The organism is Leisingera coralii (assembly GCF_049056525.1).
Classification (GTDB): Bacteria; Pseudomonadota; Alphaproteobacteria; order Rhodobacterales; family Rhodobacteraceae; genus Leisingera; species Leisingera coralii.
Genome location: NZ_JBHUPT010000112.1, coordinates 1 through 9,663, shown reverse-complemented (window position 1 = coordinate 9,663; position 9,663 = coordinate 1). Strand labels below are relative to the sequence as shown.

Sequence of the window (9,663 nt, the reverse complement as noted above, 5' to 3'; positions counted from 1 at the left end):
TTGCAGAAAGCACTGCAATTCTATCGAGAACCTGACCCAGCTATCCGGTCAGCCCGATTACCCATGCTTTGTCCGCGCCTCGATCCTTCCCTGGTCAATTTTTGCTGCAACTTCGACTCATGGCGGCTTTGAACGCGGCGAGGCAGCGCGTACTTTTCTGCATCTGCGGTATCCGGCGTGCTGCGAGCGCACGCAGCGAGAAAATCCAAGGTACAGAGGGCTCATATCGCAAGTTCGGCGCGCTAGGTGTGAACGGCTGATCTCCGAGACACCGGCTCTTCACCTGGTCGGGATTGGACTAGCAGTGAGCGGGACTTTGCTGCCGTTGCCCTTCCTGGTGTTTGCTGGCGCAGCATTTTCTCGCGGGTGCGGCGTGGTTTTCGCTGTGAAGCAGCATGTGTCGCCAAACCGGCCGTTGAAAGTCAGTCCGAGGGGCCAAATTCAATCCACCCTTTCGCCGCAACGTGGATCGACCAACGAGGAGCGGGACTTTCCGGACTTTCGCCCGTGCGGATTTTGCTTGCGCAGAAGATGCCGGCGTGGCGTGGTTCTCGCTGTGAAACAGCATTCGTCGGCAGAGCGGTCATTAAAAAGCAGTTTGAGGAGCGAAACTCAAACTGTCCCTTCGCTGCGACCAGGATTGATAATTGCGAATCAGACGAGTTTCAATTCGCTGTGAGTTGCCCCAAATGCGGCGACTCGGGAATGATCAAAGGCACTGGGAAGCTATGTTGCGGGTCACCCCCCAAGTCCCAAGCCCTGCACTGCTGCAGGTCGAATTTGTGTGCTTCCGAGCGAGCGCCGATTTGTTTCCACGCTTTCCAAGTGCTCCCGGCCGGCAAGCACGGCCGGGAGAGGGAATCCGGTTAATCCAGATATGCGGTCAATGCGAGAGAGATCTCCGGCACGTAGGTGACCAGAAGCAGGATGAGCGCGAGAACTCCGATAAAGGGCAGGTTTGTGCGCGAAGTCTCCCAGATACCCGACCGGGCAATCGAGCAGGAGGTGATCAGCACCGACGCCACAGGCGGCGTCTGCTGGCCGATGGCTAGGTTCAGCGTCACCATAATGCCAAAGTGGATCGGATCAATGCCCACCGCGTTGACCAGCGGCATGACCACCGGCACTACCAGTATGATCGCCGCCGCGCCGTGCAGGAACATGCCCAGCACCAACAGCAGGAGGTTCAGCAGGGCCAACACGATCAGCGGATTGGTGGTGATCTCGGTGATCTCGGCCGCCAGCGTCTGCGGCACCTGCGCCTGGGTCAGGAACAGCCCCAGCGCCGCGGAGGTGGAGACTAGCAGCATCACGATGCCGGTCTGGCTGACGCCGTCCAGCATGGTTTTGCGCAGCCGCGAGACGTCGAGGTCGCGGTACACGAAGAGGCCGATCACCAGCGCCGCCAGCACCGCGAGCCCTGCGCCCTCGGTCGCGGTGACGAGGCCCGAGAAGATGCCGCCCAGGATGATGACCGGCATGGTCAGCGCCCAGAAGGCTTCCTTGAAGGTCTTCCAGACGTAGCCGAGATCGAAGCCTTCGGCGCGCGGCAGGTCATAGCGCACTGCCAGCACCCAGGTGACAAGCATCAGAAGGAAGGCGCCCAGCAGGCCCGGCACCACGCCGGCCACGAACAGCTTGATCACCGAGGTTTCGGCGATGGCGCCATAGAGGATCATCGGGATCGACGGCGGGATGATGATGGCGAGCGAGGCGGAGGAGGAGGTGATCGCCGCTGCGAGCGTGCGCGAATAGCCGCGCCGCTTCATCTCGGGGATCAGCACGGTGCCGGTGGCGGCCACATCGGCCACCGCCGAGCCGGAGATCTCGGCAAAGACCATCGACACGCCGATGTTGACCATGCCGAGGCCGCCGCGGATGAAGCCGATCAGGGCGGTGACAAAGTTGATGAGCCGCAGCGAGATGCCGGAGGTGTTCATCAGGTTGCCCGCGAGGATGAACAGCGGGATCGCGATCAGCGGAAAGGAGGTGGAGCCGGAATAGAGCTTGATCACCATGTCGTTGAGCGCATCCGGCCCGGAGGTGAGCAGGAAGCCCCCCATCGACACCACGCCGATGGCCACCGCGATCGGCACGTTGATGAGGATCAGCGTGATCAGGGCAACCGTGGTCAAAAGCAGGATCATTTCAGGCCTTCCTTCTGGGCAAATGCGGCGGTTTCGGCCTCGGCCTCGGCGATGGCCTGCTCGATCTCGGCGTGTTCGGGGTCGATGCCGTCAGCCGCGGCGCGCAGGGCGCGAGGCAGGGTCAGCAAGGTGCCGAGGATCATGATGACAGAGGCCACCGGGATCACCGATTGCACGATGTCCAGCGTCATCCAGCGCAAGGACAGCAGCGAATCCCATTTCGCCACCGCCAGCACCGCGTTGCCGTACCAGGCGACGACGGCGAAATAGGTGATGACCAGCAGTTCCGAGAACAGCGCCAGCGCCACCGCCAGATGCCGCGGCAGCGCGGTGACGATGCCCGAGAACCCCATGTGCTGGCGCAAAAACACCGCATAGGCGGCGCCGAAATAGGTCAGCCAGGCCAGCAGCACGCTGGCGATTTCGTCGTACCACGCGGGGGAGGCGCCCAGGTACCGCATGGTGGTCGCGTATACGACCGACACCGCCAGGATCACCAGCAGCAAAAGGCAAATCGTCTCGATGGCCCGTAATAAAATGCGCTCGATCAGTGCGATCATGCCTACCTCCAGTCTTGTGAGTGCCCCGGCCGGGCGTGCCGGGCCGGGGCGGTTCATGTTACTTGGCCAGGTCCTGGGCGCGCTGCACCAGCGCGTTGCCGCCGGGAACCTGCGCTGCAAAGGCGTCGTAGATCGGCGCGGAGGCGGCGATGAAGGCGGATTTGTCGGCCTGGTTCACCTCGACGCCCGCGGCGCGGACTTTTTCGACCAGCTCGTTGTCGGCGGTCTCACCCTGTGCCAGCGACCAGTCCTGCACCGCGGCGGCGACCTCGGTGACGGAGGCCTGGACGTCTGCGGGCAGCTTGGACCAGGTGCCGGCGCCGGAGGTCAGATAGGTCGGCGAGTAGACGTGGTCGGTCAGGCTGAGGTAACCCTGCACCTCCTGGAAGTTGGCGCCGACGATGTTGGTCAGCGGGTTTTCCTGGCCGTCCATAGTGCCGGTCTGCAGGGCGACGAAGACCTCGGAGAAGGACATCGGCGTGGGGTTGGCGCCCCATTCCTTGAACATCGAGACCCGCCATTCAGACGAGGGCGTGCGGATCTTCAGCCCGTCCAGGTCGGCAGGGGTGTTGATGGGGCGCGCGCTGTTGGTGATCTGGCGGAAGCCATTCTCCCAGGTCGACAGCACCTTGAGGCCCGCCTTTTCGGCCAGCGGCGCCAGGTCGGCCTGCACGATCTCGGCGTCGATCGCCTTGAGGTGGGCGCGGTCCTGCACCAGGAACGGCATGTCGAACAGGGCAAATTCCGGCGCCACGTTGGTCATGATCGAGGAGATCAGGGTGAAATCGACGGTGCCCAGACGCAGTTTCTGCATCAGCTCCTTTTCGTTGCCGAGCTGCGCATCGGCGTAGAATTCGACCGTATGCGCATCGCCCAGGCGGGTCTGCAGTTCCTCGGCGAAGCGGGCAGCGCTTTTGCCCTGCAGGCTGTTCGAGGCGGCACCGACGGCCACCACATAGGTGTCCGCTGCCGCGGGCACCGCGATGGTCAGGGTGGCGGCAGCGAGGCTGGCGCTCAGGGTCTTGGTCAGGGATTTCATGGTGTCTCCTCCGGTGTGATTGGAACGTCCTGCCGCATCCGCGACGCCGTCTTGGGGTGTTTGTACAGGGCAGACGCATCTGGCGGAAAGCCGGGTTATGCGCTGCGCCGCCTCCTCCTCGTTTTTCGGCACTTTAGCATTTTGGCATTCCAAAACACCATTACAATGTTAAAACAGATGTCAACATGATTCGTGTCCCGGTCGGCGCCGGACACGCCGCCAAGTGAGAGAAAGGGGAGCCCTCAATGACCAAGATCAAATCTGTTCGAACCCGTGTCTGGAGCTGGAAGGGGCCGACCGTTCCGCCTGCGGGGAACTTCTGCACCAACGCCTCGGACGCCCTGTGGATCAAGGGCGACGCGATGCAGTCCTTCCGCTTTCACCAGTGGCTGACCTGCGAGGTAGAGACCGAGGACGGCACCATCGGCATCGGCAATGCGGCGCTGGCGCCGCGGGTGGTGAAGCAGGCGATCGACGAATGGTATGCGCCGCTGGTGATCGGCGAAGACCCCTTTGATTACGCCTATTTGTGGGAGAAGATGTACCGCCGCAGCCATGCCTGGGGCCGCAAGGGCATCGGCATGACCGCGATTTCCGCCATCGACATCGCGATCTGGGATCTGATGGGCAAGCTGACCGGCAAGCCGGTGTTCAAGCTGCTGGGCGGGCGTACTCAGGAAAAGATCCCGGTCTATTACTCCAAGCTCTACTCGGGCTCGGTCGAGTCCATGCAGGCCGAGGCCGAAGAGGCGATGAAGAACGGCTATACCGGCTACAAGACGCGGTTCGGCTTTGGTCCCAAGGACGGCATGGCGGGCATGCGCGAGAACCTGAAGCGGGTCGAGGCGCTGCGCGAGGTCATCGGCTATGACAGGGACCTGATGCTGGAATGCTACATGGGCTGGAACCTGGATTACGCCAAGCGGATGCTACCCAAGCTGGCCAAGTATGAGCCGCGCTGGCTGGAGGAGCCGGTGATTGCAGATGATGTGGCGGGCTATGCCGAGCTGAACGCGATGAACATCGTGCCGATCTCGGGCGGTGAGCATGAATTCTCGGTCATCGGCTGCGCCGAGCTGATCAGCCGCAAGGCCGTCAGCGTGCTGCAGTATGACACCAACCGGGTCGGCGGCATCACCGCGGCGCAGAAGATCAATGCCATCGCCGAGGCCGCGCAGATCCCGGTGATCCCGCACGCCGGGCAGATGCACAATTATCACCTGACCATGGCCAACGTGAATTGCCCGATCGCCGAATACTTCCCGGTGTTCGACGTCGAGGTGGGCAATGAGCTGTTCTACTACATCTTCGAGGGCGACCCGGAGGCGGTGGACGGTTTCTTGCAGCTGGACGACGGCAAGCCGGGCCTTGGCATTGAAATCACCGACAAACACCTGCACAACTTCGAGATCACAGAATGACCATATATTCCGGCATCTGGCCCGTCGCACCGACCCCGTTCAACCCGGACGGTACGGTGGATTACGAGGGCATGAAACGCGTCATCGACTGCATGGTGGATCAGGGCAGCGATGGCATCTGCATCCTGGCCAACTTCTCCGAGCAGTTCCTGATCACCGACGAGGAGCGCCGAAAGCTGACCGAAGTGTCGCTGACGCATATGGCAGGCCGCCTGCCGGTGATCGTCACCATCAGCCACTATGCCACCCAAATCGCAGTGGAGCGCGCGCAGCATGCCAAGGACCATGGCGCGGCCATGGTGATGATGATGCCGCCCTATCACGGCGCGCTGCTGAAGGGCTCGGCCGAGCAGACGTTCGAGCAGTTCGCCCGCGTGGGCGAGGTCGGCCTGCCGATCATGGTGCAGGATGCGCCTTTGTCCGGGGTGGAGCTGCCGGTGCCGCTCTTGGTGCGGATGGCGCGTGAGATCGAGATGGTGAAGCTGTTCAAGATCGAATGCCCCCAGGCCGCGGCTAAGCTGCGCGACCTGGTGGCTGCCGGCGGCGACGCGATCGAGGGACCGTTCGACGGCGAGGAGGCGATCACCCTGCTGGCGGATCTGGAGGCGGGCGCGACCGGGGCGATGACCAGCGCCATGATCCCCGATCAGATCAAGCCGGTGCTGGATCATTTCGCGGCCAGAGACCTGGATGCGGCCACCGCGGCCTATACTCGGGTGCTGCCTGCGGTGAACCATGAAAACCGCCAATGCGGCTTCCGCTCGGCCAAGGCGGCGATGGTCGAGGGGGGCGTGATCGCTTCGGATTTCTGCCGCCACCCCATCGCGCCATTGCATTCGCAGACAAAGGAGGCTCTTTTCCGGTTGATCCGGCCGCTGGATCCGGTGGTGCTGAAATGGGGCAAATGACATGAGCAAGAAGGCTGAAATCTCGGACCTGGACACCAGTGAACTGGCCTTGGCGCGCCCGCGCGCCACGTTGGTCGAGATTGCGGCCGACAAGCTGCGCGAGCTGATTCTGCTGGAGAAGCTGCCCGCCGGGGCACATATCTCGGAGCGCGATCTGGCGGCGGCACTGGGCATCAGCCGCACGCCGCTGACCAAGGCGCTGACCATTCTGGAGCAGGACGGGCTGGTGGAGTATTCCGTCACCCGCCGCCCGCAGGTGGCCAACCCGCCGATCCGTGAGATCGAGGAGAACCTGGTCGTCATGGGGGCGCTGGAGGCGCTGGCGGGCGAGCTGGCCTGCGCCACTATCACCGAGGAGGAGATCGCCAGGGTGATCGACTGCCAGCAGCGGATGGAAGCCGAGGACAGCACCTTGACGCCGCTGGAATCCTTCCGGCTGGACATGGAGCTGCATGAGACCATCGTGCAGGCCAGCCGCAATGCGCCGCTGATCGACACCCATCAGAAATACAACGCGCGCCTGTGGCGGGCGCGTTTCCAGTCTTCGCAGCGCCAGTCGGGCCGCGAGCAGACCTTTGCCGAACACCGGGCAATCGTCGACGCGCTGAGCCGGCGCGATGCCAAGACTACCTCCACCGCCCTGCGCCGCCATCTGGCCTCGGCTGTGACCAATATCAGAAATGCCCTGCGCGACTAGCGCCAGGGCCGACGAAACGGAGTAGACATGTCCCCAAGGATTGGACTCATCCCCGGTGACCCCAGCGGCATCGGGCCGGAACTGGTTGCCCGGCTGCTGGCCGAGGACTGCATCGCAGAGGCCGATGTGCTGCTGATCGGCGACCGCCATGTGTTTGAACTGGGCCAGGCGCAGGCCGGGCTGCGTCACGAGATGACGGCGGTGGATGCCGACGCTGCGGACTGGACCGCCTTCGACGGGCTGGCGCTGCACGAGATGCAGACCATCAGCCCGGACGATGTGGTGCTGGCCGAAAGCACTGAGGCCTCTGGCCGGTCCACCCTGCGGGTGCTGGATCAGGCGCTGGAGTTCGTGCAGCAGGGCGTGATCGACGCGATTGTCTTTGCACCCTTCAACAAGGCCTCGATGCATATGGCCGGGATCGGCCATTCGGACGAGCTGCACTACATGGCCGAAAAGCTGGGCGTCAGCGGCTATATCTCTGAACTGAATACGCTTGACGGCATGTGGACCAGCCGGGTGACCAGCCATATCGCGCTGAAGGACGTGGCCGATGCTATCGACGCGAAACGCATCGAGGAGGCGAGCCATCTGATCGACCGCACCCTGCGCCGGGCGGGCTATGAACGGCCGCGCATCGCAGTGGCTGCGCTGAACCCGCATGCGGGTGATGGTGGCAATTTCGGCCGCGAGGAGATCGACGTGATCGAACCTGCGGTGCGCCACATGGCGGGCGGCCAGATGGCGGTGACCGGGCCGCTGCCTTCGGACACGGTGTTCCTTAAGGTGACCCGTGGCGAGATCGACGCGGTGGTGACCATGTATCACGACCAGGGGCAGATCGCGCTGAAGCTCTTGGGCTTTGACCGCGGCGTTACGGTGCAGGGCGGGCTGCCGGTGCCGGTGACCACCCCGGCGCATGGCACCGCCTTTGACATCGCGGGCCGCGGCGAGGCCGATGTGGGCGCCACCCGCGCCGCCTTTGAGATCGCCTGCAAGATGGTCAGCAACTGGGGAAAGGAGAGCGCAGCATGAGCTTTCAACCGCATGGCAAACACCTGATCGACGGTGAATGGATCGCCCACAGCGAGACTTTCCAGTCTGAGCCAGCCAGCGGCACGCCGCATGCCTACAGCCGCGGAACCCCGGCGCTTGTGGAGCAAGCCTGCGAGGCCGCCGAGGAAGCGTTCTGGAGCTATGGCTACAGCAGCCGCGCCGACCGCGCCGCCTTCCTGAACACCATCGCAGACGAGATCGAGGCCCGCGCCGAGGCGATCACCGAGATTGGCTGCCAGGAGACCGGCCTGCCAGAGGCGCGGCTGGAGGGCGAGCGCGGCCGAACCACCGGCCAGCTCCGGCTGTTCGCCCAGCATATCCTTGACGGCGCCTACCTGGATCGCCGCCATGACGAAGCGCTGCCCGACCACCAACCACTGCCGCGCCCGGATCTGCGCATGGTGCAGCGTCCCATCGGCCCAGTAGCGGTGTTCGGTGCGTCGAACTTCCCGCTGGCGTTTTCCACCGCGGGCGGTGACACGGCGGCGGCGCTGGCGGCGGGCTGCCCGGTGGTGGTCAAGGGCCACTCCGCCCATCCCGGTACCGGCGAGATCGTGGCGGAGGCGGTGCATGCGGCGGTGGTGAAATGCGGTATGCCTGCTGGGGTCTTCTCGCTGATCCAGGGGGGCAAGCGCGATGTCGGGCAAGCGCTGGTGCAGCACCCCTATATCAAGGCGGTTGGTTTTACCGGCTCGCTGGCCGGGGGGCGGGCGCTGTTTGACCTTTGCGCGCAACGGGCTGAGCCGATCCCGTTCTTTGGTGAGCTGGGCAGCGTCAACCCGATGTTCGTGCTGCCCGAAGCCGCTGCCGCCCGCGGGGTCGAAATCGGCGCGGGCTGGGCGGCCTCGCTGACCATGGGGGCGGGGCAGTTCTGCACCAACCCTGGTGTAGCGGTGGTGCCGGAGGGACCTGCGGGCGATGCGCTGGTGCAGGCCGCTGCCGTGGCGCTGGAGCAGGCGCCGAAACAGGTGATGCTGACCGACGGCATCGCGCAGGCTTACCGCGACGGAAAGGCGCGCTTTGACGCCGCAGGCGCGGTGCGTCCGGTGCTGGTCACCGACAGTGCAGGGCGCACTGCGCGGCCCAACCTGTTTGAAACCACCGCCGGGGCCTATCTGCAGGATCACACCCTGGCCGAGGAGGTCTTTGGCCCGCTGGGGCTGGTGGTCCGGGTGGTGGACACGGCGCAGATGGAAGAACTGGCGCGCGGGCTGGAGGGCCAGCTGACCGTGACCCTGCATATGGACGCGGGCGACACGTGTGCGGCTCGTGCGCTGCTGCCGATCGCCGAACGCAAGGCTGGGCGGGTGCTGGTCAACGGTTTTCCCACCGGGGTCGAGGTGGCGGACAGCATGGTGCATGGCGGGCCTTACCCGGCCTCGACCAATTTCGGTGCAACTTCTGTCGGTACGCTTTCGATCCGGCGGTTTTTGCGCCCTGTCTGTTATCAGAACATGCCCGAGGCGCTGTTGCCGGAAGATCTCTGAACGCAATAATAGCCCGTGCGAGGCGGCACGGGCTATTCCATCCATAGGAAGGATCTTTTGAAAAACCGTTGCTGAAACCCTGGCCGATGCGGCGGTCGGCATGGCTACCTGCCTGATCGGCGGCGATCACATCCTGGCACCATCACTTTGTTGCCCCGAGCCCGATGGTCGTTGAAACTTTGTTGGTGGCTACCGGTCGTGTAATGCGGAGCACGAAACTTCCGCCCATTAAATGTCAGCTTCCAAGTTTGCCACCCGATTGGCTCGCGATTGCAGAGAATGCCGGCTGTCCGCCCGATCTTCTGGTGCCTTTGCAATTGCAGCTAGGATCGCGCGCCTGCGGGGAAA

General features: G+C 63.9%; 8 protein-coding genes. 5 read left to right on the top strand and 3 right to left on the bottom strand.

The genetic code is table 11. From position 1 onward, the window contains the following. Positions 1–866: 866 nt before the first annotated feature. From ACFMBG_RS23720 to ACFMBG_RS23710, 3 genes are read right to left on the bottom strand one after another with little or no spacing between them, the layout of a single operon-like run. Positions 867–2,147, bottom strand: a complete 1,281-nt coding sequence (locus ACFMBG_RS23720) for a TRAP transporter large permease (protein ID WP_370002184.1) — start codon at positions 2,145–2,147, stop codon at positions 867–869. Continuing rightward, on the bottom strand, positions 2,144–2,707 hold the full coding sequence (locus tag ACFMBG_RS23715) for a TRAP transporter small permease (RefSeq protein WP_421057113.1): 564 nt from the start codon (positions 2,705–2,707) through the stop codon (positions 2,144–2,146). The genes ACFMBG_RS23720 and ACFMBG_RS23715 overlap by 4 nt, the downstream gene beginning before the upstream one ends. 58 nt (positions 2,708–2,765) lie before the next feature. Beyond that, a complete protein-coding gene (locus tag ACFMBG_RS23710; protein WP_421057112.1) occupies positions 2,766–3,746 on the bottom strand; it encodes a TRAP transporter substrate-binding protein in 981 nt (326 codons plus the stop codon). Between the two features lie 245 nt (positions 3,747–3,991). Here ACFMBG_RS23710 and ACFMBG_RS23705 point away from each other — a divergent pair, with 245 nt between their 5' ends. The 5 genes from ACFMBG_RS23705 to ACFMBG_RS23685 are packed head-to-tail and all read left to right on the top strand — an operon-like array spanning position 3,992 to position 9,315. Continuing rightward, positions 3,992–5,167 (top strand): L-rhamnonate dehydratase, encoded by a 1,176-nt coding sequence (locus ACFMBG_RS23705; protein ID WP_421057111.1) that lies wholly within the window; start codon positions 3,992–3,994, stop codon positions 5,165–5,167. Continuing rightward, entirely contained in the window at positions 5,164–6,075 is a 912-nt protein-coding gene (locus tag ACFMBG_RS23700) for a dihydrodipicolinate synthase family protein (protein WP_421057110.1), read from the top strand. The genes ACFMBG_RS23705 and ACFMBG_RS23700 overlap by 4 nt, the downstream gene beginning before the upstream one ends. Position 6,076: 1 nt before the next feature. Next, entirely contained in the window at positions 6,077–6,772 is a 696-nt protein-coding gene (locus ACFMBG_RS23695; RefSeq protein ID WP_421057109.1) for a GntR family transcriptional regulator, read from the top strand. Positions 6,773–6,799: 27 nt separating this feature from the next. After that, the gene (locus ACFMBG_RS23690; RefSeq protein WP_421057108.1) at positions 6,800–7,807 is read left to right on the top strand and encodes a 4-hydroxythreonine-4-phosphate dehydrogenase PdxA; all 1,008 of its coding nucleotides are present in this window, start codon (positions 6,800–6,802) and stop codon (positions 7,805–7,807) included. Further along, on the top strand, positions 7,804–9,315 hold the full coding sequence (locus ACFMBG_RS23685; RefSeq protein ID WP_421057107.1) for an aldehyde dehydrogenase (NADP(+)): 1,512 nt from the start codon (positions 7,804–7,806) through the stop codon (positions 9,313–9,315). Before ACFMBG_RS23690 ends, ACFMBG_RS23685 begins: the two co-directional genes overlap by 4 nt. Positions 9,316–9,663: the final 348 nt, after the last annotated feature.

What these genes read in the sequence shown, in the direction of transcription:
- ACFMBG_RS23720 (WP_370002184.1), bottom strand. Translation starts at nt 2,147, where the DNA reads ATGATCCTGCTTTTGACCACGGTTGCCCTGATCACGCTGATCCTCATC.
- ACFMBG_RS23715 (WP_421057113.1), bottom strand. Translation starts at nt 2,707, where the DNA reads ATGATCGCACTGATCGAGCGCATTTTATTACGGGCCATCGAGACGATT.
- ACFMBG_RS23710 (WP_421057112.1), bottom strand. Translation starts at nt 3,746, where the DNA reads ATGAAATCCCTGACCAAGACCCTGAGCGCCAGCCTCGCTGCCGCCACC.
- ACFMBG_RS23705 (WP_421057111.1), top strand. Translation starts at nt 3,992, where the DNA reads ATGACCAAGATCAAATCTGTTCGAACCCGTGTCTGGAGCTGGAAGGGG.
- ACFMBG_RS23700 (WP_421057110.1), top strand. Translation starts at nt 5,164, where the DNA reads ATGACCATATATTCCGGCATCTGGCCCGTCGCACCGACCCCGTTCAAC.
- ACFMBG_RS23695 (WP_421057109.1), top strand. Translation starts at nt 6,077, where the DNA reads ATGAGCAAGAAGGCTGAAATCTCGGACCTGGACACCAGTGAACTGGCC.
- ACFMBG_RS23690 (WP_421057108.1), top strand. Translation starts at nt 6,800, where the DNA reads ATGTCCCCAAGGATTGGACTCATCCCCGGTGACCCCAGCGGCATCGGG.
- ACFMBG_RS23685 (WP_421057107.1), top strand. Translation starts at nt 7,804, where the DNA reads ATGAGCTTTCAACCGCATGGCAAACACCTGATCGACGGTGAATGGATC.